The organism is Blautia difficilis (assembly GCF_014297245.1).
In the GTDB taxonomy this organism is placed as follows: Bacteria; Bacillota; Clostridia; order Lachnospirales; family Lachnospiraceae; genus Blautia_A; species Blautia_A difficilis.
Genome location: NZ_JACOQG010000004.1, coordinates 136,703 through 161,390 on the forward strand (window position 1 = coordinate 136,703; position 24,688 = coordinate 161,390).

A 24,688-nucleotide genomic window follows, 5' to 3' on the forward strand; every position below is an offset into this window, starting at 1 on the left:
CCTATACCGGCTTTATTTCCGTTCATCTGCACATTTTTTAGTAATGATATTCTATCCCAAGACTGAGGCATTGTATATATAAATTTTACGTCAATGGAATTATTCTTTTATCTTTAGTGGTTATTCCCTGTTAGATGTCAAATCTCCACCCACAATCACCATGATAAATCATTTGTTTTGTCATACCACCGTCAATACAGATGTTTTCACCTGTGATAAAACCTGCTTTTTCAGAGCAAAGAAACAGTACCATATTGGCAATATCCATGGGATTTCCCACACGATGAACCGGCTGCTGCACTGCATCTGCTCCTGTATATTCGGTAAAGTCAGTATCTATCCATCCCGGAGAGATTGAATTGACTCGTACTCTTCCTGCAAGGCTGACTGCCAACGCATGAGTTAATGCTGAAATTCCGCCTTTTGCTGCGGTGTAACTTTCTGTTTGCGGTTGACTCATGCGGTCACGGGAAGATGAAATATTGACAATGGCAGCTCCTTCAGAAAAATATGGCTGAAATAGTTTGGCCAGATAAAACGGTGCCGTAACACCTACTTTTAATGCATAATTGAATTCTTCATAAGAGCAGTTGTCAATTCCTTTCATCAACGGTAATGCGTTGTTGATAAGATAATCCACATGACCATATTCAGTAATCACCTTTTGAACAAATTTCTCTAATGTATCCTGCTGTGCAAGATCACCGGTAAAGTAAACTCCGGGCTGCTTATCAATGCTGCAGATAAGAGCCCCCTGCTTCTGAAATTCCTCTGCAATAGTCTTTCCAATGCCCTGCGCGCCTCCCGTCACAATCACTACTTTATTTTTAAACTCCATATAAAACTCTCCCCAAAAAATCCGATTTTTATTTCTGCTGCCACAACATTGTATATTCTTTTTCGCCAGTAGCACCATCGAATCCTTCGCATTGGATATCGAACCCTTCTCTTTGGTAAAAAGAAAGAGCTCTGGTATTCTTCTGGTATACATTTAATCGTAATCTGACTTTTTTATTCTTGGTATAATCTAACAAAAGCTTACCTATACCACATGACTGCATTTCATCAGAAACAAAAATACCTTCAATATATTCGTTACTTAGTCCTACAAATCCTTGAATCATTTTATCATCTTCATACACATAGACTTCCGCTTGTAACAACATTTCCTTCACTAATTCATAATTACTTGTCCAGTATTGCTCAGGAATAAAATAATGTGCTTTCAGATTGGTCTTTAGCCATATGTCAGCAACTCTATTAATATCTATGTTCTGCATCTTTCTGATCATAACAAATATTCTCCATCCACGCCTGATTTCCGGGTATCATTTTTAATACTGATTTTACCGTACTTTTTGATCTCAGTCCATCCTTTATACCCAGGCGATAGAAAAACCTGAAATGATAATTTTACAAAGTCTATTACTTGTTGTTAGTTCATAATTTATGTATAATAAAATTCATATAAGAAATACACGCTCAGCATGTGGCTTGGAAGATAGATAATCCTCATGTTTGGCGATATACGGGGAGGAAATTCTCATGGGTAAACAATCCACCAGGGAAAACAAAACAATTTACCAGCTTTGCCGAGAAGCGGCAGGACTTACAAGAGCAGAGGCCAGTGAAAAAATGAATGCTGTATCTGATTCAAAAATTGAAAAATTTGAATATGAAACACAAGAACCTACGCCTTATGATATCCTCCAGATGGCAGATGCCTATAAAAGACCAGATCTTTGCAATTATTATTGCTCGCACAAATGCGAAATCGGTCATCGTTATGTTCCAGAAGTAGAAGTGACCGATCTGTCAAATATCATTTTGGAGACAATTGCCAGTCTGAATGAAATCAATCCTCTTACCGGTCGTCTGATCCAGATTGCCCGTGACGGTAAGATCAGCGATGATGAAATAAAAGATTTTGCTTATATCAGTAAAAAACTTGATGAAATTTCTTTAGCCATAGACTCTTTGAATCTTTGGGTAGATAAGACAGCCGGAGAACAGGGGCTTAATCTTGAGCTCTTAAATGCCGAGAAAGAAAAATTAAAATAATCCATAACGCCAAGAAAGGCAATGAACCATTTCTGACTCATTGCCTTTTACTTTACATACACTGTAATTGATTTACGATACTTTCTGTTCTTCGAATTGCTTCTCTCTTTTCTTTTTCAATATCATATCCCATTCGTTTTCTCCTCCTGATCCATTATGAATGTGACGTCACCAATGCTATAATGCCACCGACAATCAACAATGGAAAAGCAATATACATCAGTCCACCTACAACCATACCAATCAATATCACCGGTAAGAAAATAACTGTGCAAAGTAGTTTCATAATTCCCCAGGATGCTCTTAACCCAAAAACAAAAAATTTTCCAACAAACCAAATCATACAAATTACAAATAATAATGATAACATTTTTACTCCTCCTGAAACTCATTCTAATATATATCTTTCATTTATATTCTCCCCTATCACACGGGCACCAAGATCAACTATTTAATTCCTGGAACATTTTTCTGCATCAATCGCAAGTACAAACATCAGAGCATCCAACGCATTTCCTGGATCCTGCACATCAATAACATAAGTGTCTGTCATGTGAAACAGTTCTTTACTAACCCGTACAATTGAATAACCGTTTCTATCAAGAATGCTATAATCCCATTCCATAATGGTTCCATCAATATGCCATCCATTATAATCAATATTATAATGTGGTGTCAGGAATGAGAATTCTTTGCTCAGACATCCGATGTAACTGCCGTTTTTGTAAATTTCAAATTTAGGAAGGAAGGTAAGAATTTTCTGAACAACCATTCCTACTTCATTTCCATAAGCATCATAAATTGCAAGTTTATGTCCCCAGGACAACTGGCCCTTTACTACATAAGCAGTGTTGCCTGCTTCATCATGGATATCATAGCTGTCAAACCATGAAAACAGCCTTTGTTTAAATAATAACTTCATAACTTTTCACCGCTCTCTCCAACAGACATAATAGGTTCTTTATAAGTACCATAATACCATGCCAGAACACCTTAAAAAATATGTAAATCGAAGAATTAACCCATCTTATTTCACAGATTATGATAAAACATATATGTCCAACTATACATTTCTACTTGTTCCCAAAAAGATATAAAAAAGACCATTTACTGTTTTACGGTAAATAGCCTTTTCATTTCCATATTCAATTTATATCATAATGAACCGCTTATCATCCCTGTAAATTCCAGTTTACACATCAAATCGTTTTCTTTATTCTATCACAGCATCTATTATTCCGCCATCTATCGTGGATAACGGTAGACGACCTCAAGTTATATACTTCTTTATGATGTTATTACTTTGTATTTGTGTTTTAATGCTTTTGACAGTGCAACATTTGTAAATGGAACAATCTGATCATTTTGCAAGCGGCCAAGGACAATACCTGGATCTCTGTCAATTCTTTCAGCAAATCTGCGGATAGCATTTTCGCTAAACTCATTCATTTTAACAAAAGCCTCATATTCTCCTGGAGGAATCAATTTATCTTCCGCATATTTATCTGCTGCATCCTCCTGTCCAGCATACTCATTTTCAAACGTAATTCCATAATCGCCATTAATAATATGGCCAATCTCATGGAACAAAGTAAACCAAAATGTATCTGAATAGAAACGTCTGTCATTCACCATCAGCATTACATTCTGCCCAATTTTCTTGGTTGCACCATTTATTCCTGAACCTGGAAGATTTGGAAGCATTACGAATATTACTCCCGCATCTTCAAAGGCCTTCCTAATCAATGGGTAAAAATCACCATGCTGTGTTGTTAATGTCAATGCATAATCAACAGCTTTTTCAAACTTCTTTTTGTCAAACTTAGGTGCTTCTATCTTCAGTGCCTGATTAATTGCAATCTGAACCATCGCATTTGCTCTGGCAATATTAGCCTCTTTCATATCCTCAGATGCACTTCGGAAACTAACTGCCATATTTTGCTTTGTGAAAACAGATAATGATGCAACATTTAAAAATTCACGTAGGCACTTAATCTGCTCATTTGTTTTTCTCGGAAGATCAGGCAGTCCAAAATTCTCTCTGAAATATGTGTACTGAAAGTACTTGAATATTCTTCTTTCCTGTTCTAATTCCTTAGATAATTCAAACTCAGCAATCAAAGTGTCATAGCTCTTCTGAAGATTCAGCCAGTATTCAACACTAGTCCCTAACATTCGAGATAATTTCATGGCTATATCGATTGATAAGCTTTGCTCCCCACGTACCAGAATACTTAAATTCTTCGGCGTGGTATCTAATCGTTTTGCAAAATCTTTCTGAGAAAGTCCACTTTCTTCAATAATTTCTTTGATATAGTATCCAGGATGAAAAGCAATCTTATCATTATATTCAATATAATTACTCATAATGGTTACTTACCTCCTTTACTTCAACAATTCTAACCACACCAGCAATTTCATCAATATTACAAGGATCATAAGGTTCTTCATTCTCATCTAATGGCTGAATAATAATACGCCATGGATCTCTCCTTTCTGGCTTCAACCTCCCCCGGCTTAGTAGTCATGAGTGAGTAAAGCTTTAATGTCTTATCGAACTTATCCTTGAACGGAATGATAGTACTTCCATAGAACAGAAGTCCTTCACCTTCACAATAATCTGTAAATAATTATCCGGCTGCAATCCGTTTTCTCATGATCATATTACTTTTCCTGTGCACATATCATATCCCATGCTTCATCATCAATTTCTTCATTGTGAAACAATTTTTTCTTGTCCGCATCTGTTATTTTTCTGATCACACGACATGGGTTTCCCGCTGCAATAGACCAATCCGGGATATCTTTTGTTATAACACTGCCTGCACCAATTACTACATTGTCTCCAATATGTACCCCAGGACACACTACTGTATTTCCTCCAAGCCATACATTATCGCCGATGGTAACCTCTTTGCCATATTCAAAAGCAGAATTGCGCGTATCCGGGTAAATTGGATGTCCTGCCGTATAAATAGATACATTGGGCGCCATCTGACAGTTATCACCGATTTTTACCTTTGCCACATCTATAATTGTACAGTTATAATTTGCAAAGAAATTTTTACCTACTTCTATATGCGAACCATAATCGCAGTAAAAAGGCGGATTAATAAATGCACCTTCAGATTTTCCCAAAAGTTCTTTCACTATTTCTGCAATCCCGTCAAAATCCGACCGATCTGCAAAATTAAGTTTTTGCAGGATTTTTCTACACTTCACCTGTTCTTCCATAACTGCTTCATCTGAAACGTAAGCAAGCTGCATATCTCTTCTTTTTTTCATGTCCATAATTTAATTCTCCATTTCTGTTAGATTTTTAATACAAAGGCCGCTATAATTCCCATTCCTTTTCCTAACGCACCGAAAAAGGTGATACAGTCGTTAAGGAAAACTGGCGAAAGAATAGCAATAAGCAGTGTTGTTGTTACGCTGTACCATGCCAGCAGGAACAGGATACTTTCATAACCAACCGTCATAGCTGGGCGCACAACTGGAATTTTACTTTGTAATTATGACTTTTCCTTCAGAATCCAGAAGAGGTGTAATACCAGCCCCGTATCCAGATTTCCAACAAAGATAATTAACTCCAGTCTCCTTATCTACAAGAATTTGGCGAATCCCTTCATCTTTAAGCGAACTTCCATCTCTAAATATAACTTCAAATCTTTCTTCTTTCTTTGCCATGTTTATTCCTCCTCGTTAAGCGCTAAATACCGATTTACACATCAAATCGTTTTCTTTATTCTATCACAGCATCTATTGTTCCGCCATCATTCCTTCAAACCTGGTTTCTGAAACGATTCCTGCTTTACGACATTTTCATTTACATCTATAACGCTGCACTTGAAATGAATTTTTTTATGGAAAATCATTTCACAAACGTGATCAGAAAACAATAAAAGCGTTCAAAAATGTCAGCTAAACCAGCTAACACTTTCGAACGCTTTGAAGCCCGTCGCCAAGAGGATTTGAACCTCCGACCCCTCGCTTAGGAGGCGAGTGCTCTATCCAGCTGAGCTATGACGACACATACTATAAACTCTTGTGTTCATTTATCTAAAGAACACATAAAATATATTACTATATTTTTTTATAAATTACAAGTATATTTTATAAGATGTTTCACGTGAAACATATCCAGGTGAATTGTTTCACGTGAAACATTTATGTTTTCATTTAATCATTACAGATACTTTTTCAGAAATGTAATTCTCCCTGCAGCCATATAACGCCCTTAAACCTCCGGCCGATCTGTGGTTCTCCCAACAGATCTTCTTTGTTAATGCAGACATCAAATTGCATATCATTACAATCCAAAGTCAGCTGATATATTTCTTCTCCTGTAATAATATTTTTAAATGGCATATAATCCAGGATTTCACCCATTACACTATACTGATCACATACCATGCCATAAGGCATAAAATAAGAATCCACTATCGTAAAAATATCATCTGTGACTATTCTCTGCGAAATCATAGAATATGTATCCATATCCTCCATTGTGAGACTTTCCATAGCCTCCTCATCGCCATTTCTGGCTGCTGCAATGAGATGATTTCTGTTTTTGGTCAATTCCCGTTCTATTTTTACTGCTTCTTTATCTTTTTCCACAGGTAACAGAATTTTTCCTTCCCTCGCCAGCCCGGAAAGGGTTAAAGGCTGGCTGTTGGGAAGCATACTGCCTTCATATTGCCACTGCATATATTCGGCAGCATTCTGAAGATAAAAAATTAATGTGACTCCTATTCTCAGATCATCACAGGCAGCTGCAAAAGATTCTTTATCTGCATGTTTTTCAACAGATACGCTTTCCTGTGTAGTAATACCTGATCCTCTGAAATAAGGAAAATAATAATCCACGTGGAACACATCATCCTCATCATACTGTCCACAGACTGTAATTCCACAATCACATCCATAATTTTTTTTAAATTCGGCAAATATACCATCCGTATAATTTTCTACTACTTTTTTCTCATCGTAGTTTTCTACTACATCCATGATAATCTGCCTGATACTGCTTCTTTTGGTGATCTTAGAAAAGCCGATTGCTCTCAGGTAACTGTGCATAAGAACACCTCCTCAAAAGGCTCCTTCTTATTAGGCACGAGTCTTTTTCTCAATTTTTGTCATTCCGCCCATGTATGGCTGAAGTGCCTTAGGAATATTTACAGAACCATCTGCATTCAGATTGTTTTCCAGGAAAGCGATCAGCATTCTTGGCGGTGCTACAACTGTATTATTTAATGTGTGAGCAAGATATTTCTTGCCATCTTTTCCATTTACACGGATTTTCAGACGGCGAGCCTGTGCATCACCCAGGTTAGAACAGCTTCCTACCTCAAAATACTTCTTCTGACGTGGGGACCATGCTTCTACATCCAGAGATTTTACTTTAAGATCTGCCAGGTCACCGGAGCAGCATTCCAGTGTACGTACCGGAATGTCCAGAGAACGGAACAGATCAACTGTATTCTGCCATAATTTATCAAACCACATTGGGCTCTCCTCTGGTCTGCAGACTACGATCATTTCCTGTTTTTCAAACTGGTGAATACGGTAAACACCTCTTTCCTCCAGTCCATGAGCGCCTTTTTCCTTACGGAAGCAAGGGGAATAGCTGGTCAGAGTCTTTGGAAGTTCTTCCTCAGGAATAATCTGGTCAATAAATTTACCGATCATAGAATGTTCACTAGTACCGATCAGATATAAATCCTCTCCCTCAATTTTATACATCATAGCATCCATCTCTGCAAAGCTCATAACACCTGTTACAACATTGCTTCGGATCATAAATGGTGGTACACAGTAAGTAAATCCTCTGTTGATCATGAAATCACGGGCATAAGAGATAACAGCAGAATGAAGTCTTGCAATATCTCCCATTAAGTAATAGAATCCATTACCAGCCACACGTCTTGCGCTATCCAGATCAATACCATCAAAGTTTTCCATAATTTCTGTATGATACGGAACTTCAAAATCCGGAACTACCGGCTCTCCAAATTTCTCGACTTCTACATTTTCACTGTCATCCTTACCAATCGGTACAGATGGATCAATGATATTCGGGATTACCATCATATTCTTCAGGAGTTCTTCTTCTACTTCCTTCTCTCTGGCAGAAAGCTCTTCAATACGGCTTCCGGAAGCAGCTACCTGCCTTTTTACTTCTTCAGCTTCTTCTTTCTTTCCCTGTGCCATTAATGCACCAATCTGTTTGGAAGTTTTATTTCTCTCTGCGCGAAGTGCCTCTACTTCCTGTTTAATCTCTCTGTTTTCTTTATCCAGTTCCAGAACCTTATCTACCAGCTCCAGCTTGTTATCCTGGAATTTATTACGGATATTCTGTTTTACAATCTCCGGATTTTCTCTCACAAATTTGATGTCTAACATTTTGTTCCTCCTGTAAATATGTAACTATCCATATTTATTATTTCTTTTTTTCTTATTTTTAAACAATATATCAATTCTCTTCCATGTCTCCCAGGCCAAAGTTTACAGCTTTTCTAAGTGCCTCTACCTCTTCCTGGCTTAACATAACATAAGACTCACCTTTTACAATTTCCTTCAGATAAAGGAAACAGTTATCACGGCTGTGGACTGCATTCAAAATCAATCCAGTATTATCCTTATCCAATAATGCAAGAGCAAAGCTTAGTTTTCCCCCTACATCATCAAAGGCATCATATTTTTCCACACCATATTTACTGAACATTTTCTCCAGATTTTTCTTGATAAAAAGGATATCATGTTCATGATCTTCCTTTGCCTCATAGAGCTTATCAATCTGGGCAAATTTTCTCACAAATATTTTTTCCAGGGATTGTGCGTCACTGCCCTTCATAAACGTTTTATATTTTCGTTCCAGGCGGCTTAGCCTCATACTGCTGCTTACACTTTTTATCAGCAGAAAAACAGTAAAAACCAGCAGTATGATAATAATAATTCCAGGATCAATCCCCAGATTGTCAAAAATACTACTCATATCACTGACTCTCCTTAATTTATAGACTCAAACAGATCTATAATTCTTTCCAGTTCATCCTTGGAATAATATTCAATCTCAATTTTGCCTTTATCATTTTTCTTTCTGTGAATCAGCACTCTGGTTCCCATGATTCCCTTCATTTTTTCTTCCAGGCTTTCATAGATTGCATCTTCAGCAGTAGTTGTTTTCTGTTTCTTTTCTTTTTGAGGATTTAAAATACGTTTTACCAATGATTCTGTTTCACGTACACTTAATTTTTCATCAAACACCCTCATTGCTACTGTTTCCTGCTTTTCTTTATCAGAAATAGCCAATATTGCCCTGGCATGTCCGGCAGTGATCATTTCATCTATCAGCATCTGCTGAACTTTTGCACTAAGTTTCAAGAGACGCATGGAATTCGTAACCGCTGTACGGCTCTTTCCTACTCTGTCAGCAATTTCATCCTGTTTCAAATGAAATTCATCCATCAGCCTTTTATATGCCATTGCCTCTTCAACAGGATTCAGATCCTCTCTCTGGATATTTTCAATCAGAGAAATTTCAACCAGTTCCTGAGCAGAAAATTCTTTTACTATAACCGGTACTTCTTTCAAGCCGGCAAGTTTTGCAGCTCTCCACCGTCTTTCGCCTGCAATAATTTCATAATAGTCTTTTTTATCGGACACTAATAGCGGTTGAAGTATTCCATACTGTTTAACGGACTCTGAAAGTTCTAACAATGCATCTTCATCAAACTGTTTCCGTGGTTGATCCCTGTTTGGTTCCACATTTGATATCTTTACCATCATTGCTGTTTTTTTCTGATTTGATGATTCGTTTTTCTGGTCCGCTTTTACAGATATTTCTGTTTTTTTAGTGGGTTTAGTGACTGGTTTCCTTACATTTTCTCTGCTGACAGGTGTTTTTTCCGGAAATAATGCATCCAAGCCTCTGCCAAGTCCATTTTTTCTACCTGCCATTAATCGTCCTCCCTGTTGATAACTTCTTCTGCCAGGAGGCGATAACTTTCTGCTCCTGATGATCTGGGATCATAAATTGTTATAGGCTGTCCATAACTGGGAGCTTCCGCCAGTCTGACATTTCTAGGAATAATTGTTTTGTAAATATTCTGATTCAGATTTTCTTTCACATTCTCAACAACCTGAAGTGACAGATTTGTACGGGCATCATACATGGTAAATACAACACCTTCCATTTTCAAGCGCTTATTCAATCTTTCCTTCACTAAATCAATGGTATGAATAAGCTGTGAAAGTCCCTCTAATGCATAATATTCACACTGAATAGGTACTAACACAGAAGTAGCTGCTGTAAGAGCATTGATTGTCAACATATTCAAGGATGGCGGGCAATCTAAAATAATATAATCATATTTACGTCTTAGCTTATCCGTAATTCCCTTTAATATGTACTCTTTGTTATCAATGCCTACCAATTCGATTTCTGCACCGGAAAGATTAACATTAGACGGAATCAGATCTACATTTTCTACAACATCTTTAATAATTGTATTCTTTGCTTCTGCTTCTCCCAGTAAAAGTTCATACAATGTATTCTCTGGGGCATTTTTATCCACACCCAATCCACTGGTAGTGTTCCCCTGAGGATCTATATCAATTGTAAGTACCTTTTTCCCTTTTTCCGCGAGGCAGGCTGAAAGATTAATTGCAGTTGTAGATTTTCCCACTCCGCCTTTCTGATTGGCAACTGCTATAATTCTTCCCAATTGTATTCCTCCTTTATGAGGTTATTGTTATAACATACTTTTGTACATTACGCAGATTCATTATAACACTTTTACTATGATCATGCCACATAATGTTTCACGTGAAACATAAAAAATATAGTTTTATTTTTATATTTGTAACACTTTTTCATCACATAGTATCTTATATTAACTTGTAAATTCTTTGTTTTTGGCGTATAATATATTTATATTTTTATATTTGTCACACAAAGCAAATGCCCATATAAAGGAGGCAGACTATGAATAAAAACAAGCACAAAATTATAACATTTGCTGCTCTTATGACTGTTGCCACTGTTGTGATTCATTTTATAAACCGTACAATTGCAGCTGCGGCACAATTAAAACAATTGCTTGGAATTACCAACAGTAAATATTTTGAATGGCGTTTTGGAAATATTTATTATACAAAAAAAGGTAATGGTAAACCAATTCTGTTAATTCATGATACATTACCTGGTGCCTCCGGTTACGAATGGTCTGAAATCGAAGAAAAACTGGCTAAAGATCATACTGTATACACCGTTGATCTCTTAGGTTGCGGACGTTCTGATAAACCGGGAATTACTTATACTAATTTTGTATATGTGCAGATGATCTGTGACTTTATCAGAAAGATAATCGGACAGAAAACCGATATTATTGCCAGCGGTTTTTCAAGTTCCTTTGTTATTATGGCCTGTCACAACGAAAAAGAATTATTTAACAAAATCATGCTTGTAAATCCGCCAAGCCCTGACTGCCTGAGACAGATGCCAACAAGAAAAGATCATTTATTAAAACTAGCTCTTGAGATTCCTGTTTTTGGAACTTTAATCTACCATATGATTGTCTCAAAGGAAAATGTAGCCAATTTATTTGTTGAAAAGATGTACTATAATCCATTTCATGTAAATACCCAGATGGAAGATGCTTATTATGAAGCATCTCACAGCGGTGGCTGTTATGCCAAATATTTTTATTCCAGTATGATTTCTAAATATATGAATATAAATATCAGTCATGCAGTGAAATCTCTGGATAACAGTATTTATATCGTGGAAGGTGAATCCGAACCAAACGGCAAATCAATTATGAATGAATATCTCACAGATAATCCTGCAATTGAGACTGCAATTATCAATGAATCCAAACATATTCCTCAGATTGAAAATCCCGAAGAATTTTGGGAACATATCCAGATTTTCTTTTAAAAAAAGATCCTCTGACTTATTTGTCAGGGGATCTTTTTTGCTAATTTTCTGTACCTGTCAGTGTTTCAAATGCTGTAAATAATTCTTTCACTGTCATCTTATTTACCAGATATATTTTACTGTCTACTTTTACTGCATAGTAATTCGTATCATAGCTATAATACTCTGCTTCCATTTTATTTCCGTCTTCTTTTATAAATGTAACTGTCATTTCCGGATCTGTTTCAGGCTTAAATTCGTCTGTAAGTCTCTTCTGTGCAGCCAGATTAATCAGCTTATTATAAAATGTTGTAAACTGCGTTTCATCCACTTCTGACCCATCCAGTTTATAAGTAACAGTCTCTTTTTCATTTCCATCATCATCTTCAGATGTTTCACGTGAAACATTTACATCATAATCACTGCCCTTATAATTTACCTTCACTTCTTTCAGGTCATTGGTTGAAACATAATTTACTGTCATATCCCAGAAGTCTTCCTCTGATTTATCTGTAAGTGCAGATAAAGTATCCTCAGACATAGTGTAAACCTGATCACTGTCATTTACCATTACATATCTGTTGCTGTCATCCAACTCTTTGCCCACTGTGATCACCAGTTGCTTATTCTCTACGGTTTTTTCTGAATCTTCTAAATCCGATACCTCTGTATCCTCTGATGTATCTTTACTTTCTGCAGCCTCACTCTGAGTCTCATCTGTTGTTTCATCTTCAGTCGAACTATCCTCTGATGTATCAGAAGAATCTGTATCCTTCTGATCTTCCGTATAATCAACTGTGATAACCGCATATGGCTTATCCAATCCATAAGTGCTCTTATCTTTACACTTGTAATCTACGAAAGAATTATATGCCATACTTCCAAAAGAGGTTGTCAAAGAACTAACAGTGGCTGTATCTGCTTTTTCCTCATCACCATCCCCTTTAACTGTCCACAGATTTGTATCCGTATTTTTAGAAAGTTCATAGGACTTGTCACCTTTTACAGTGATTTTATTTATATTATCTGTATCAGATATCACCGGAAAATCTTCCATCTGTGCATAATCATATAATGTTTTTGTAAAAGGCTCTATACAGGAGGATTCCACCATATAAACTGTACTCTTGTCATCATCCTTATATACATAATATTGACTTGTGGATGAATTTTCATCACCTACATATAATGTAGTTGTCTTTTCCTCAGTTTCTTTATCCTCTGATTTTTCTGATTCACAGGTAATCTTTATGGTATTGGAGGGTGAATCCAGACCATATTCTGCCAGATCATCCACATCACCGAGCACTCTATCTGATTCTACCGATGTCAATGCAGAAGCTGCATCTGACAAAGTAGTCTGGTTTACAGGAAAATCCTCTTCATCCTTTTTAACCCATTTGTCATCCCTTTTTTCAAAAGTAGTTTCTTTCTCATCTACTAAGAAATCCAAAGATTTAATATCATCTGCTGATGCTGTAAAAACACTTGTTTTCTCGCTTTCCTCTTCTGATTCTTCTTTTGCCTCCTGTTTGGCTACGAAGGTTTTAACACCTGCGTAGCCGCCACAGCAGACAGCAAGAACAGCAACTGCAATGATCATTTTAACAGTTTTATTCTTCATTTAAGCCTTTCTCCTCTTTATCCAAACAACAAATCCAATAACAAGGAAGATTCCCGGAATTAATGCAATGGTGCAAATCTTCCAGAATGCTGCATCATAATCAGTAATTGTCAGATAAGATACTTCCAGACTCTTGGAAGGAATTGATACACTGGCGCTTTCCTCTGTATCTGTCATCCATTTCAAAGACTCCATGATCAGTTTCTCATTTCCGCCGGATACCATCTGATTTGTCTGTGAATCCATCAGATTAGAGGTAGAATAGTAGACGATCTGTGTCTCTTTGTCATCATCCAGACTTTCTGTAATACTAACCCCCAGATCAAAGGGACCTTCTACATCTCCATCCTCTTTTTCAATGGTATTACTGTTAAGGTCAGTTTTTGAATATGCCTGATCAGAGGTTGTCAGTATACTTTCAATTTTTACTGTATCACGTACATCCTCCAGTTGTTTAATGCCCTGCGCATATGGCACAAGTACATAGTAACCGGCAGAAGCAGTCTCAGAGCTTGCATCTGTACTGTTAATAGTCGGAACCAGATAGTATGGCATCTGCATTGCATAATGCTGATTGTCTCCCTCAAATACCACACCATCTACTCTCTGTACACCATAATTTTCCAGGATTGCATCAAAATTTGGCATATCTTCTGTTGTATAATCGGAGAAAATCATTGCTTTTCCGCCGTTTTCAAGATATTCAATAATCGCATCCTTCTCGTCAGAGGAAAAATCTGTAGAAGGTGAGTCAATAAAAAGACAGTCTGCATCATCCGGAACAGTTCCCTCTGTAAGCAGATTTAAGGATTTAATATCCATATTTGCCTTCTCAATATCCTCTTTTACAGAAGAATCCATATCTTTCTCACCATGGCCTTCTACTGTATATAAAACCGGCAGATTTTCTGAGGTTACATATCCTATTGCACTTGTGATCTGACCTTCACCATCAAAGCCTGTAGTCTGGGAACTATAAGTCTGATAATCCATAGATGTCTCATACATATTGTTATAATCAATTACCTTATTTCTATCTCCACAGACAACAATAAGACTGTTAGCAGAAAGATCATCGCTGGTATACTGTGAAACAAATTTAGGATTTACAACCGGATCCTTCTGTTCTACCTTAATATGCTTGGATTCATCTTCATATTTTTTCAGCAAATTGACGATATTTTCATCTTCAGATCCGCTCTGTGCAATCTGATAAATCGTTACGTCTTTCTCCAGGTCCTTCAGCATTTTCTTGGTCTCATCACCGATACTGTACAGTTTCTGGCTGCTGATATCAATTTCTGAATATTTAGATGGAATCGTGCTTACGATCATGTTTATAACAATAACAACTGCAATAAAAATCACAGACATAACCATAGTATACGAACCATTTTTTATATGCTTTTTACTGATCGTTCCTATTAGTTTCTTCTTATCAAATTTGTTATGATTTTTGTTTTTCATTTTTTCTTTCAGTTTCATTCCTGTCACCTCCTAATTCCAACGTCTCTTTGATATAGACTGCATTGTAAGGAATAAGCAGACTGCAATCACTGAAAGGAAATATACAATACCTTTAATATCAAAAATATTACTTGTGAAATTATCAAAGTGTCCACTCAGGTTAAATACATTTAATACTTTCTGGATTCCACCCTCGAACACGCTTGATTTAACTACATATATAACAACAAGAATTACTTCTCCTATTACAGCTGCAATTGCTGAAATCAGTGCATTTTTGATCATCGTATAAAGAATGATCGCTGCTGCCAGAATCAGCAATCCAAAAGTAACGCAGGTAGACATAGATGTTTTGGAGAAAAAGGAAGAAATACCATTCATCATATAAAAAGCAAACAAAAGTACAAATGTAAGTACTGCTGCAATGACCTGGCTTTCTGTCAGAGCTGACATAAATACACCAATCGCAATATTCGCACATCCCAGAAGGAAAAATCCAAGGATTGCCGTATAAGCAGATTCAAAAGCTACTGTGCCAAATTTTGACATAATTAACGGATAAGTACACATTACAAGGATGGGAATTGCATAGACCGTTACCAACGCCAAATACTTGCCAATTACAATATTACCTACAGAAACAGGAGCTGTAAGAAGCAACTGATCTGTTTTCTGTTTTCTTTCCTCAGCAAGTACACGCATAGTCAGGATCGGTACTCCGATCAAAAATACAAATGTAACCGCACTTAATGTATATTCAAATTTAGGATATGCAGCAGAAAGCTGATATGCTGAAAAATAAATTCCCGTCAACACCAGGATAAAAAAGATAAACAGATATCCAACCATTGATGTCAGGTAACTTTTCAGCTCTCTTTTATAAATTGCTGTCATGATTCTTTTCCCCCTTCATCTTTTTTCTGTGTATCTTTTTCCACAGCTTCTGTCTTTATTTTGTCATCATCCCCTGAATTATGAATCTCCTCTTCTGCACTTTCAGACACCTCAGATACCGGTTTATCAGATGCTGTAAGCTCAAGGAAAATTTCCTCGAGAGATACTTTCTTTGACTTCATTTCATAAATAGGACAATTCAGCTGTGCCATCTTATAGAAGACGCTTTCTCTCACATCATTCTGCTCTTCTGTAGAAATATTTACATTCCAGAGATTTTGTTTATCATCATGCTTCAGAGATACTGTATCAATTCCTTCTATCTCCTTTAAGCCCTGCTCAATAGCGGTTTTATCACCTTTAATGAGCATATCAAGGGTATTGGAACCTTCTGCAAGCTTGCCAAGATTCTCAGGTGTATCACTTGCCACAAGCTTTCCATGGGAAATGATTAATACATAATCGCATACTGCACTTACCTCTGAAAGTATATGTGAACTAAGAATCACAGTATGTTTTTTCTTCAAATTTTTAATCAATGTTCTTATTTCTATGATCTGCTTAGGATCAAGACCTACTGTGGGTTCATCCAGAATAATCACCTCTGGATATCCCATAATAGCCTCTGCCAGCCCCACTCTCTGGCGGTAACCCTTGGACAGGTTTTTGATCAGACGATTTCTCATGTCAGATATTTTTACCATATCCATTACTTCTTCTATCATAGATGCTTTTTTATCTTTGGGAATTTTCTTAAGATCTGCCACAAATTTCATATATTCTAGAACGGTCATATCGAAATAGAGAGGTGGCTGTTCCGGCAGGTAACCAATACATTTTTTTGCCTCTTCAGGCTCATCCAGGATATCATGTCCATCAATCGTAACCGTACCTTCTGTAGATGCAATGTATCCTGTTATCATATTCATTGTGGTTGATTTTCCTGCACCGTTAGGGCCCAGAAATCCGTAGATTTTGCCTTTCTCTATTTTAAAAGAAAGGTGGTCAACTGCCGTATGGTCGCCATATTTTTTGACCAGATTGTTTACTTCAATCAAATTACTCTCCTCCTTATTATTCAATAAATAGAGAATGTCCTCAGGTGAAACAGAGAATGGGGGAACCCGAGGACATCTCTATGGAGAATAGTTTATGACGAAGTTGTGATGAAAATAGGTTGAAAATGTGTTTATTTTGTGATGTTTATGTGGATAACTTTATTCAACTATCCTATATTTTTATTTCTTTTCTGAATTTTTTTATGAAAGCGGTGTTTTTAGTGGTGTACCCGCTTTGCGCGGATAAGCCTTTGGAGTTGATTTTATTTTTTTGACAGGAATCAAGGATCGAGATATTTCCGTATCAGGAAGATTAAAATAAGTGATTTCCTGCAAATCCCCACCAAGTATTTTTATAGCCTTTTCCGCCTGTCTGGTCTCTTCCTGAACTGTTCCGGACTTATAGGAAATAAAACTTCCTCCTTTTTTTACATAGGGGAGACAATATTCAGACAACGTAGCCAGATTAGAAACAGCTCTGGATACACAAAGATCATATTGCTCGCGATATTCTTTATTTCTGGCATATTCTTCAGCTCTTCCATGAATTGCTTTAATATCTGTGAGTCCCAAAAGTTGGAAACTCTCTTCCAGAAAATTCACACGCTTTTTCAAAGAGTCCAATAAACAGACCTGCAAATGTGGAAATGCGATTTTTAACGGGACTCCCGGAAATCCAGCTCCAGTTCCTATATCTATCATTGTTTTTACCTTTGTCATATCTATGGTTTTAACACAGGAGAGGCTGTCCAGAAAATGTTTGGTAAGCACTTCCTCAAAATCCGTAATTCCTGTCAGATTCATAACTTTATTTTTTTCAATCAGATATTCATAAAATTTAATAAACTGTTCTTTTTGCTGTCCGTTTAATTGGATTCCTAATTCCTGACATCCATTTTCCAGGATTGTGAGATCGTATGACATACTTTTCTTCTCCTCTGTTTTTTATATTAAAAATTTTTGCATTTCCTATCTTATTTACTTGATAAATATACCAGTAATACAGATATATCTGCCGGGGATACTCCTGAAATCCGTGATGCCTGACCGATTGAAATAGGACGATAGGCTTCCAGTTTCTGTCTGGCTTCAATACGCAGGCTGCCTATCTGTTCATAGTCAAGATCTTCCGGTATTTTCCTGGCTTCCAGCTTTTTAAACTGCTCTACCTGCTTTAACTGTCTGCGGATGTAGCCATCGTATTTAATGTTAATATCCACCTGTTCCTTTACATCCCATGGTAATTCCTGGCGTTCTTTATCAAGAGACGCTATCGCTTCATAGGAAAGTTCCGGACGCCGGATCAGCTCAGCCAATGTGGTCCCTGACTTCAACGGTGTACTTTTATATTGTTCCAGAAGTTTCTGCACAGGTTCTGTATTTCCAATGTTCGTATGCTCCAGACGTTCAATTTCTGCTTTAATCTCTCTCTCTTTTGTCAGAAGCTTCTGATAATCTTCTTCACTGACCAGACCCACCTGATAGCCTTTTTTCCGCAATCTCAGATCTGCATTATCCTGACGGAGAAGAAGTCTGTACTCCGCGCGGCTGGTCATCATTCTGTATGGTTCATGGTTTTCCTTTGTAACAAGATCATCTATCAGCACCCCGATGTATGCCTCTGAACGATCCAGGATCAGCTGTTCCTGTCCTTTTATCTCCAAAGCTGCATTAATTCCTGCAATCAGCCCCTGTGCCGCTGCTTCCTCATATCCTGAGCTTCCATTAAACTGACCGCCACTGAACAATCCCTTGATTTTCTTAAATTCAAGAGTAGGATAAAGCTGCCGCGGATTAATGCAATCATATTCGATTGCATAAGCATTTTTTACGATTTTTGCATTCTCCAGTCCAGGTACGGAATGATACATTTCTTCCTGTACATCTTCAGGCAGAGAGCTGGACATTCCTCCAATATACATTTCATTTGTGTAAAGTCCTTCAGGTTCAATAAATACCTGATGGCGGTTTTTATCTGCAAAACGAACCACCTTATCTTCAATAGATGGGCAGTATCTAGGTCCTGTTCCTTCAATCATACCGGAATAAAGAGGCGATCTGTCCAGATTTGCCCTAATAATCTCATGAGTTTTTTCATTGGTATAAGTCAGCCAGCAGGATTTCTGCTCAATCTGTACATCCTCCGGATCTGTGGAAAAAGAAAACGGCACTACTCTCTCATCACCAAACTGCTCTTCCATTTTACTGTAATCAATGGTATTTCCGGCAATTCGTGCCGGAGTTCCTGTTTTAAAACGGAACATTTCAATCCCCAGTTCTTTCAGAGAATCTGTGAGGTAATTTGCTGCCTGAAGTCCGTCAGGACCTGTATAATTACTTACATCTCCATAAATACATCTTGCCTTTAAGTAGGTTCCTGTACAAAGAACTACTGCTTTACAATTATATGTGGCACCTGAATAAGTTTTTACACCTGTTATATGTCCATCTTCTACCAGAAGCTTTGTTACTTCTCCCTGTTTAATAGTCAGGTTTTCTGTATTCTCCAGAGTTTTCCGCATGGCATTACTGTATGCCCGCTTATCTGCCTGTGCACGAAGGGAATGAACTGCAGGACCTTTTGAACAATTCAACATCTTTGACTGGATAAAGGTCTTATCAATATTTTTCCCCATTTCTCCGCCAAGTGCATCCAGCTCTCTTACCAAATGACCTTTAGAGCTTCCACCTACATTTGGATTACAGGGCATCAATGCGATACTTTCCACACTGACTGTAAACATAATGGTTTTCAGTCCCAGACGGGCACCTGCAAGGGCAGCCTCACATCCCGCATGACCTGCTCCAACTACAACAATGTCATAATCCTTCACTAAATTCTTCATTGGATCTCCTTTTTATATATAAATAAGCTGTTATTTACCAGTACAGAATTTGCTGAATATTTCATTCACCAGATCCTCTCCTACAGATTCTCCCAGGATCTTACCCAGATTTTCATAAGCGTTCATCAAATCTATGGAAAAGAAGTCCTCCGGCAATCCTCCCAGAATACTGTTTCTCACCAGATCCAGGCTTTTATCAGCTTCCTCCAGCGCAGCCTTATGTCGTGCATTCGTAATATAGACCTCATCATTAAAGGAAAGTTCTCCGCCAAAAAACATATCTTTTATTTTTTCCTCAAGCTCTGTAATTCCAGTCTCTTCTTTGGCTGAAATGGGAATTACCGGGTGTCCCGTTTTTTCTCTTAACCTATCTATTTCAATTGCGGCTTTCAGATCAGTTTTATTATACAGGATAATTGCCTTCTTTCCATTGAGCATGGACATAATTTCTTCATCATTACTATCCAACGGAACTGATGAATCCACAACATAGAGGATCAAATCTGCTTTCTGTGCCATTTCTCTTGCTCTGTCCACACCTATTTTCTCTACAATATCCTCTGTTTCACGGATACCTGCTGTATCCACAATTTTTAAGGTAATCCCATGAAGGGTGATATATTCTTCCAATATGTCCCTGGTAGTTCCTGCTATATCGGTAACAATCGCACGATTTTCTCCCAAAAGCAGATTTAACAGAGAAGATTTTCCGGCATTGGGCTTTCCAAGGATAACCGTCTGTATTCCTTCCTGTATCATTTTTCCATCAGAGGAACTTTTCAACAATTTCTTTATTTCCAGCTGCTCTTTATCCACAACTTCCAGCAGCTCCTGAGGATAACCTTCCAGACTGATATGTTCCGGATCATCTAGCGCAGACTCTATATATGCAATATGGTAAATGATTTTTTCCCTTATATCACAGATTGCTTTCTGTACCGATCCCTTTAACTGATCTATGGAGCTTCGAAGTGCATATTCATTTTTGGCCTGTATCACATCCATAACTGCTTCTGCCTGGGACAAATCCATTCTTCCATTAAGAAAGGCTCTTTTGGTAAACTCACCGGGACCGGCAATCTCTGCACCATTTTTCAGCACAGTCTCCAGCACTCTCTTCATGGCAAAAACACCGCCATGACAGTCAATCTCTACTGTATCCTCCCCTGTAAAGGTTCGAGGTGCACGCATGATCATCACCAGAACTTCATCGATCAATTCCTCTCCGTCATAAATATATCCATAATGTATGGTATGGCTTGGAACTTCTTTAATCCTTTTTTTTCCGCCCTTGGATCTATAGATACGGGAAATTACCTCCATGGCATCTTCTCCGCTGATACGGACAATTCCGATTCCAGATGCGCTCATTGCCGTGGAAATCGCCGCAATTGTTGTTTCCATCTGATTTCCTCCAATAATTTAAAATTCCTTATAAAAAAAATGTTACTCTGGAAAAAGCATATACGTACCTTACGTATTATTCACGCTTTCACCTAGAATAACATTTTTTTATAATAATATAAAGTTTTTATTTCATGATTAAACCTGTATAAATACAGTCTATCAGTTTCTCTTTAACTTAACCACTACGTGACGATAAGGTTCTTCTCCTTCGCTGACAGTCTCTACAAACTTATTTCCCTGAAGAGCAGAATGAATGATTCTTCTCTCATAAGGATTCATCGGCTCAAGCACAACTGTCTTTCTGGTTTTCTTAACCTTATAGGCAATCCCTCTGGCAAGATTCTCCAGTGTTTCTTTACGGCGTTTACGGTAATCTTCAGTATCAAGCTTTACACGAATATAATTTGCTTTTCCTTTATTTACCACAAGGCTGGTAAGATACTGGAGGGAATCAAGAGTCTGTCCTCTTTTACCAATGAGGATTCCCATATCTTCACCTTCAAAATCTACTTCCAGACTTCCATCTGCAGTATTATATTGCGAAGTGATTTCTACTTCACCCAGATTCATAGAAGCAAAAACATCATGCAGGAAAACCCTTGCTCTATCTTCAACTTCTTTGATTTCTTCAGGATCTGTAATGATCTCAACAGGCTTTCCTGTTTTTACAGCTTTTTCTTTTGCCGGCTTTTCTACTGTTTCCTTTGGTTCTTTTGAGACTTTTTCTTTTCTCTCTTTTACAGGCTTTGGCTGTCTTGGTTTATCCTGCTTTGGAGCTGCAGCCTTAGGCTCTTTTACTTCTTTTTTAGCATCTTTCGGAGCTTTCTTTACCTGTTCTGGTTTCTTTTCTTCTTTTACGGAAATTTCTTCTTTAAAGGCTTTTTCCTCTTTAAGAGAATCAATCTTTACTGTTTCTACAATTTCCTTAATTTCCTCTTCTTCAGAAACAGGTTCGGCTTTTCTTACTTTAATGATAGCCGGTTTGCTTCCAATTCCGAATAAACCACTTTTTCCTTCACTTACTACCTGAATTTCAAGCTGGTCACTGGATACGCCAAGCTCGATACATGCTTTTGTAATTGCTTCACTTTTTGTTTTCGCTGAAAACTGGATAAAATCCTCCATGCCAACCCCTCCGTTCTTTGCTACTTCTTCTTATTTCTCTCATCAAATGCTTTTACCATATTTGCCTTGGCTGTAATACTGTCTGCTTTTGCATTTGAAGCTTTCTGGTAAGCTTCTTCTACTTTCTTGGCTCTGGACTGAACATCTGTATTGCTGCTGCCTTTTTCAATCTTGTTGATATTTTTTACACTCTGATGAGCCTGATTCGTAATCTTCTGAGGTGGAAGTCCTGCTTTTTCACGCTTCTTTTCCATCTTTTTCATATTTTCATTGATCAGAACCTGAATATCAATTTTGTCCATTTTTTTGTTAATGACAAACTGCTGTACACTTCTCACTGCTGCACTGGCTACCCAGTAAATACCAAGACCTACAGGGAAAGTAAAACAAAATACTGCAGACATCAGAGGCATTACCATATTCATGGTCTTCATAGAGTTCATCATTGCATCCTGCTGTGAATCTCCATTTCCCTGCTGCGCTGCCTGAGGCATCAGCTTGATGTTAAGCATCTGTGTGGCCCATGCAAGAATCGGAATCAGAATCGCAACAATAGCAAGAATAATAGATCCGCCTACAAATGCTGCCTTTATATAAGTAAGAGGCTGATCCGCAATATTAAGTCCAAGAAAATCCTGCACATGTGAAATCTCTTTTGCTGTGCTGTTCAGTGTATCAGAAAAACCTGAAAACTGACTTGTCTCAGCAAGGCTCTTCCACTGGGAAGGAGACAGCGCATACAAAAAGTCTGTCACAGAATTGCTGGTAGCCTTACTTCCATCCATAATAAGCTGGACTCTGGTCATCTTATTATCTTTAATAAAATTCTGTAAAATATCTGTATATCCGCTTACAGCTGTAATATTGGTAACTGCAGCTGAGAGAATATTTTTTACACTTCCTACATATGCCGGAATTTTATAAATAACCTGATACAATGCCATCAGGATCGGAAACTGAATTGCCAGCTGTACGCAGCTTCCGGTAGGAGAAACACCATATTTCTGATATACAGCCTGTGTTTCCTCCTGCATTTTCTGCATTGCAGCCTGATCTGAGTTCTTTCCTTTATATTTCTTCTGAATCTTCTGAAGTTCCGGCTGCATAACAGCACTTAATTTAGAAAATTTCTGCTGTTTGATCTGCAGCGGAGTCATAAGAGCATAAATAAGGATACTGAAGATAATAATACAAAGGCCAATGTTCTGAATTCCAAATATATTCAGAAGTTTGTAAATACCATCCATAATCCATCCCATGACGGTCGCAAGCTGACCGATAATAGGAGTACCGCTCTTTGTCGCTAAAATCATTTCCAAGTTTCTTTCCTCCTAGAATCCATAGGTGACAGGTTTACCCTGCCTTATGGTACAGGGTCATAGCCTCCATGAGAAAAAGGATTACATCTCAGAATCCTCCAAACCGCAAGGAGGCCCCCTTTTAACGCACCATATTTTTCAATTGCTTCTAAACCATATTGAGAACATGTGGGAATATAAGGACATTTTGTTCTCTTCATCGGTGACAAATATTTTTGATAGAGCCTAATTATCCTGATCAGAAATTTTTTCATCATTGTTCTTACCTGTTATGTGATGCTTTTCTGCCAAATGCATAAGGGCACTCTCTATCTCCTGATAGCTTCTGTCCTTAGCCTGAGGCCTGGCCACCACTACAATATCCAAACTGTTGTCGAATTTCATTTCATTTAATCTATAACTTTCTCTTATCAACCTGGTGAGTCTGTGGCGAACCACACTATTCCCTACTTTTTTACTTACTGATATTCCCAGACGATTCTTCATGTACCGATTCTTCAGTACGTACATCACCAGATACCGATTACCTTTTGATGTTCCATTTCGATATACTTTTTGAAAATCTTGATTCTTTTTTAAGGACTCTGAGTTTTTCATAGAATCCTCCCGTTTTTATAGAAGAAAAGACCACAATAACTGCGGTCTTATTCTTAAGCTGATAAATGCTTTCTTCCTTTTAATCTTCTTGCAGCTAAAACTTTGCGTCCACCCTTTGTACTCATACGAGCTCTAAAACCATGGACTTTCGCTCTGGATCTTTTTTTCGGCTGAAATGTCATTTTCATAGGTAAAGCACCTCCTTTATCTATTTTCCATATTAATTTTACTTATTAGAACATCATTTCAATTATATTCATAAAGCACCAATTCGTCAAGTACTAATTCTATAAAGATTTTTAAGGTTTTTCAGTAAATTGTGGATTATTAAATTGGTTTACGTAATATTATCCACATTTTGTGGATAACTT

General features: G+C 37.5%; 28 protein-coding genes and 1 tRNA gene. 2 read left to right on the top strand and 27 right to left on the bottom strand.

All coding sequences use genetic code 11. The features are described from left to right. Positions 1 to 130 precede the first annotated feature (130 nt). Together H8Z82_RS04495 and H8Z82_RS04500 are read right to left on the bottom strand one after the other, a co-directional pair. Positions 131 to 838 (bottom strand): SDR family oxidoreductase, encoded by a 708-nt coding sequence (locus tag H8Z82_RS04495; RefSeq protein WP_186994397.1) that lies wholly within the window; start codon positions 836 to 838, stop codon positions 131 to 133. Positions 839 to 866: 28 nt separating this feature from the next. After that, positions 867 to 1,292, bottom strand: a complete 426-nt coding sequence (locus H8Z82_RS04500; RefSeq protein WP_186994398.1) for a GNAT family N-acetyltransferase — start codon at positions 1,290 to 1,292, stop codon at positions 867 to 869. A gap of 253 nt (positions 1,293 to 1,545) precedes the next feature. Here H8Z82_RS04500 and H8Z82_RS04505 point away from each other — a divergent pair, with 253 nt between their 5' ends. Then, positions 1,546 to 2,061, top strand: a complete 516-nt coding sequence (locus H8Z82_RS04505) for a helix-turn-helix domain-containing protein (RefSeq protein WP_186994399.1) — start codon at positions 1,546 to 1,548, stop codon at positions 2,059 to 2,061. A gap of 154 nt (positions 2,062 to 2,215) precedes the next feature. On the opposite strand, the gene H8Z82_RS04510 is transcribed toward H8Z82_RS04505, so the two are convergent. The 13 genes from H8Z82_RS04510 to H8Z82_RS04565 all read right to left on the bottom strand — a co-directional run bounded on the left by H8Z82_RS04510 (position 2,216) and on the right by H8Z82_RS04565 (position 10,787). Next, positions 2,216 to 2,431, bottom strand: coding sequence for a hypothetical protein (locus H8Z82_RS04510; protein WP_019163315.1), 216 nt, complete (start codon positions 2,429 to 2,431; stop codon positions 2,216 to 2,218). 81 nt (positions 2,432 to 2,512) lie between these two features. Further along, positions 2,513 to 2,983, bottom strand: coding sequence for an LURP-one-related/scramblase family protein (locus H8Z82_RS04515; protein WP_186994400.1), 471 nt, complete (start codon positions 2,981 to 2,983; stop codon positions 2,513 to 2,515). A gap of 365 nt (positions 2,984 to 3,348) precedes the next feature. Continuing rightward, a complete protein-coding gene (locus H8Z82_RS04520) occupies positions 3,349 to 4,428 on the bottom strand; it encodes a HigA family addiction module antitoxin (protein WP_186994401.1) in 1,080 nt (359 codons plus the stop codon). After that, positions 4,421 to 4,567 (bottom strand): hypothetical protein, encoded by a 147-nt coding sequence (locus tag H8Z82_RS04525; RefSeq protein ID WP_186994402.1) that lies wholly within the window; start codon positions 4,565 to 4,567, stop codon positions 4,421 to 4,423. Before H8Z82_RS04525 ends, H8Z82_RS04520 begins: the two co-directional genes overlap by 8 nt. Positions 4,568 to 4,725: 158 nt before the next feature. Further along, the gene (locus H8Z82_RS04530) at positions 4,726 to 5,352 is read right to left on the bottom strand and encodes a sugar O-acetyltransferase (protein ID WP_186994403.1); all 627 of its coding nucleotides are present in this window, start codon (positions 5,350 to 5,352) and stop codon (positions 4,726 to 4,728) included. Positions 5,353 to 5,372: 20 nt separating this feature from the next. Further along, a complete protein-coding gene (locus H8Z82_RS17075) occupies positions 5,373 to 5,540 on the bottom strand; it encodes a DUF6040 family protein (protein WP_207724622.1) in 168 nt (55 codons plus the stop codon). Between the two features lie 22 nt (positions 5,541 to 5,562). Then, positions 5,563 to 5,748: a DUF6440 family protein gene (locus tag H8Z82_RS04535; protein ID WP_019161960.1), complete on the bottom strand. Its 186-nt coding sequence runs from the start codon at positions 5,746 to 5,748 to the stop codon at positions 5,563 to 5,565. 269 nt (positions 5,749 to 6,017) lie between these two features. Next, positions 6,018 to 6,091: transfer RNA gene (locus tag H8Z82_RS04540), tRNA-Arg, on the bottom strand. 170 nt (positions 6,092 to 6,261) lie between these two features. Then, a complete protein-coding gene (locus H8Z82_RS04545) occupies positions 6,262 to 7,137 on the bottom strand; it encodes a DUF3881 family protein (RefSeq protein WP_019163326.1) in 876 nt (291 codons plus the stop codon). 30 nt (positions 7,138 to 7,167) lie between these two features. Next, positions 7,168 to 8,463, bottom strand: a complete 1,296-nt coding sequence (serS, locus tag H8Z82_RS04550) for a serine--tRNA ligase (RefSeq protein ID WP_019163327.1) — start codon at positions 8,461 to 8,463, stop codon at positions 7,168 to 7,170. 70 nt (positions 8,464 to 8,533) lie between these two features. Next, positions 8,534 to 9,055 carry a DUF4446 family protein gene (locus H8Z82_RS04555; RefSeq protein WP_186994404.1) on the bottom strand — a complete coding sequence of 174 codons (522 nt, stop codon included), beginning with the start codon at positions 9,053 to 9,055 and terminating at the stop codon, positions 8,534 to 8,536. A 14-nt stretch (positions 9,056 to 9,069) separates the two neighbouring features. Further along, positions 9,070 to 10,020 (bottom strand): ParB/RepB/Spo0J family partition protein, encoded by a 951-nt coding sequence (locus H8Z82_RS04560; RefSeq protein WP_186994405.1) that lies wholly within the window; start codon positions 10,018 to 10,020, stop codon positions 9,070 to 9,072. Then, positions 10,020 to 10,787, bottom strand: a complete 768-nt coding sequence (locus H8Z82_RS04565; RefSeq protein WP_186994406.1) for a ParA family protein — start codon at positions 10,785 to 10,787, stop codon at positions 10,020 to 10,022. The genes H8Z82_RS04560 and H8Z82_RS04565 overlap by 1 nt, the downstream gene beginning before the upstream one ends. A 260-nt stretch (positions 10,788 to 11,047) precedes the next feature. Here H8Z82_RS04565 and H8Z82_RS04570 point away from each other — a divergent pair, with 260 nt between their 5' ends. Further along, on the top strand, positions 11,048 to 12,001 hold the full coding sequence (locus H8Z82_RS04570) for an alpha/beta fold hydrolase (RefSeq protein WP_019163331.1): 954 nt from the start codon (positions 11,048 to 11,050) through the stop codon (positions 11,999 to 12,001). A gap of 40 nt (positions 12,002 to 12,041) precedes the next feature. On the opposite strand, the gene H8Z82_RS04575 is transcribed toward H8Z82_RS04570, so the two are convergent. The 12 genes from H8Z82_RS04575 to rpmH form a co-directional block, all read right to left on the bottom strand. Continuing rightward, positions 12,042 to 13,604: a DUF4340 domain-containing protein gene (locus H8Z82_RS04575; protein ID WP_186994407.1), complete on the bottom strand. Its 1,563-nt coding sequence runs from the start codon at positions 13,602 to 13,604 to the stop codon at positions 12,042 to 12,044. After that, a complete protein-coding gene (locus H8Z82_RS04580; protein ID WP_186994408.1) occupies positions 13,605 to 15,089 on the bottom strand; it encodes a GldG family protein in 1,485 nt (494 codons plus the stop codon). 12 nt (positions 15,090 to 15,101) lie between these two features. Beyond that, positions 15,102 to 15,965: an ABC transporter permease subunit gene (locus H8Z82_RS04585; RefSeq protein WP_186994409.1), complete on the bottom strand. Its 864-nt coding sequence runs from the start codon at positions 15,963 to 15,965 to the stop codon at positions 15,102 to 15,104. Beyond that, positions 15,962 to 17,023 carry an ABC transporter ATP-binding protein gene (locus tag H8Z82_RS04590; protein ID WP_173743887.1) on the bottom strand — a complete coding sequence of 354 codons (1,062 nt, stop codon included), beginning with the start codon at positions 17,021 to 17,023 and terminating at the stop codon, positions 15,962 to 15,964. The genes H8Z82_RS04585 and H8Z82_RS04590 overlap by 4 nt, the downstream gene beginning before the upstream one ends. A 201-nt stretch (positions 17,024 to 17,224) precedes the next feature. Then, complete coding sequence (gene rsmG / locus H8Z82_RS04595; protein WP_186994410.1) at positions 17,225 to 17,947, bottom strand: 16S rRNA (guanine(527)-N(7))-methyltransferase RsmG; 723 nt, start codon at positions 17,945 to 17,947, stop codon at positions 17,225 to 17,227. Positions 17,948 to 17,997: 50 nt separating this feature from the next. Beyond that, a complete protein-coding gene (gene mnmG, locus H8Z82_RS04600) occupies positions 17,998 to 19,869 on the bottom strand; it encodes a tRNA uridine-5-carboxymethylaminomethyl(34) synthesis enzyme MnmG (protein WP_186994411.1) in 1,872 nt (623 codons plus the stop codon). A gap of 30 nt (positions 19,870 to 19,899) precedes the next feature. Next, positions 19,900 to 21,273 (bottom strand): tRNA uridine-5-carboxymethylaminomethyl(34) synthesis GTPase MnmE, encoded by a 1,374-nt coding sequence (gene mnmE / locus H8Z82_RS04605; protein WP_186994412.1) that lies wholly within the window; start codon positions 21,271 to 21,273, stop codon positions 19,900 to 19,902. 162 nt (positions 21,274 to 21,435) lie between these two features. Further along, entirely contained in the window at positions 21,436 to 22,401 is a 966-nt protein-coding gene (gene jag / locus H8Z82_RS04610; RefSeq protein WP_186994413.1) for an RNA-binding cell elongation regulator Jag/EloR, read from the bottom strand. A gap of 20 nt (positions 22,402 to 22,421) precedes the next feature. Then, positions 22,422 to 23,714: a membrane protein insertase YidC gene (yidC, locus tag H8Z82_RS04615; protein ID WP_044997353.1), complete on the bottom strand. Its 1,293-nt coding sequence runs from the start codon at positions 23,712 to 23,714 to the stop codon at positions 22,422 to 22,424. Between the two features lie 50 nt (positions 23,715 to 23,764). Continuing rightward, positions 23,765 to 23,974 (bottom strand): membrane protein insertion efficiency factor YidD, encoded by a 210-nt coding sequence (gene yidD, locus H8Z82_RS04620; RefSeq protein WP_081584418.1) that lies wholly within the window; start codon positions 23,972 to 23,974, stop codon positions 23,765 to 23,767. Further along, positions 23,946 to 24,317, bottom strand: a complete 372-nt coding sequence (gene rnpA, locus H8Z82_RS04625) for a ribonuclease P protein component (RefSeq protein WP_186994414.1) — start codon at positions 24,315 to 24,317, stop codon at positions 23,946 to 23,948. Before rnpA ends, yidD begins: the two co-directional genes overlap by 29 nt. 53 nt (positions 24,318 to 24,370) lie before the next feature. Beyond that, on the bottom strand, positions 24,371 to 24,505 hold the full coding sequence (rpmH, locus tag H8Z82_RS04630) for a 50S ribosomal protein L34 (protein ID WP_008708004.1): 135 nt from the start codon (positions 24,503 to 24,505) through the stop codon (positions 24,371 to 24,373). Positions 24,506 to 24,688: the final 183 nt, after the last annotated feature.

What these genes read in the sequence shown, in the direction of transcription:
- rpmH (WP_008708004.1), bottom strand. Translation starts at nt 24,505, where the DNA reads ATGAAAATGACATTTCAGCCGAAAAAAAGATCCAGAGCGAAAGTCCAT.
- rnpA (WP_186994414.1), bottom strand. Translation starts at nt 24,317, where the DNA reads ATGAAAAACTCAGAGTCCTTAAAAAAGAATCAAGATTTTCAAAAAGTA.
- H8Z82_RS04505 (WP_186994399.1), top strand. Translation starts at nt 1,546, where the DNA reads ATGGGTAAACAATCCACCAGGGAAAACAAAACAATTTACCAGCTTTGC.
- mnmE (WP_186994412.1), bottom strand. Translation starts at nt 21,273, where the DNA reads ATGGAAACAACAATTGCGGCGATTTCCACGGCAATGAGCGCATCTGGA.
- yidC (WP_044997353.1), bottom strand. Translation starts at nt 23,714, where the DNA reads ATGATTTTAGCGACAAAGAGCGGTACTCCTATTATCGGTCAGCTTGCG.
- H8Z82_RS04510 (WP_019163315.1), bottom strand. Translation starts at nt 2,431, where the DNA reads ATGTTATCATTATTATTTGTAATTTGTATGATTTGGTTTGTTGGAAAA.
- H8Z82_RS04515 (WP_186994400.1), bottom strand. Translation starts at nt 2,983, where the DNA reads ATGAAGTTATTATTTAAACAAAGGCTGTTTTCATGGTTTGACAGCTAT.
- H8Z82_RS04570 (WP_019163331.1), top strand. Translation starts at nt 11,048, where the DNA reads ATGAATAAAAACAAGCACAAAATTATAACATTTGCTGCTCTTATGACT.
- H8Z82_RS04500 (WP_186994398.1), bottom strand. Translation starts at nt 1,292, where the DNA reads ATGATCAGAAAGATGCAGAACATAGATATTAATAGAGTTGCTGACATA.
- H8Z82_RS04555 (WP_186994404.1), bottom strand. Translation starts at nt 9,055, where the DNA reads ATGAGTAGTATTTTTGACAATCTGGGGATTGATCCTGGAATTATTATT.
- yidD (WP_081584418.1), bottom strand. Translation starts at nt 23,974, where the DNA reads ATGAAAAAATTTCTGATCAGGATAATTAGGCTCTATCAAAAATATTTG.
- H8Z82_RS04495 (WP_186994397.1), bottom strand. Translation starts at nt 838, where the DNA reads ATGGAGTTTAAAAATAAAGTAGTGATTGTGACGGGAGGCGCGCAGGGC.
- H8Z82_RS04530 (WP_186994403.1), bottom strand. Translation starts at nt 5,352, where the DNA reads ATGGACATGAAAAAAAGAAGAGATATGCAGCTTGCTTACGTTTCAGAT.
- rsmG (WP_186994410.1), bottom strand. Translation starts at nt 17,947, where the DNA reads ATGTCATACGATCTCACAATCCTGGAAAATGGATGTCAGGAATTAGGA.
- H8Z82_RS17075 (WP_207724622.1), bottom strand. Translation starts at nt 5,540, where the DNA reads ATGACGGTTGGTTATGAAAGTATCCTGTTCCTGCTGGCATGGTACAGC.
- H8Z82_RS04535 (WP_019161960.1), bottom strand. Translation starts at nt 5,748, where the DNA reads ATGGCAAAGAAAGAAGAAAGATTTGAAGTTATATTTAGAGATGGAAGT.
- H8Z82_RS04575 (WP_186994407.1), bottom strand. Translation starts at nt 13,604, where the DNA reads ATGAAGAATAAAACTGTTAAAATGATCATTGCAGTTGCTGTTCTTGCT.
- H8Z82_RS04520 (WP_186994401.1), bottom strand. Translation starts at nt 4,428, where the DNA reads ATGAGTAATTATATTGAATATAATGATAAGATTGCTTTTCATCCTGGA.
- H8Z82_RS04560 (WP_186994405.1), bottom strand. Translation starts at nt 10,020, where the DNA reads ATGGCAGGTAGAAAAAATGGACTTGGCAGAGGCTTGGATGCATTATTT.
- H8Z82_RS04545 (WP_019163326.1), bottom strand. Translation starts at nt 7,137, where the DNA reads ATGCACAGTTACCTGAGAGCAATCGGCTTTTCTAAGATCACCAAAAGA.
- serS (WP_019163327.1), bottom strand. Translation starts at nt 8,463, where the DNA reads ATGTTAGACATCAAATTTGTGAGAGAAAATCCGGAGATTGTAAAACAG.
- H8Z82_RS04580 (WP_186994408.1), bottom strand. Translation starts at nt 15,089, where the DNA reads ATGAAACTGAAAGAAAAAATGAAAAACAAAAATCATAACAAATTTGAT.
- jag (WP_186994413.1), bottom strand. Translation starts at nt 22,401, where the DNA reads ATGGAGGATTTTATCCAGTTTTCAGCGAAAACAAAAAGTGAAGCAATT.
- mnmG (WP_186994411.1), bottom strand. Translation starts at nt 19,869, where the DNA reads ATGAAGAATTTAGTGAAGGATTATGACATTGTTGTAGTTGGAGCAGGT.
- H8Z82_RS04585 (WP_186994409.1), bottom strand. Translation starts at nt 15,965, where the DNA reads ATGACAGCAATTTATAAAAGAGAGCTGAAAAGTTACCTGACATCAATG.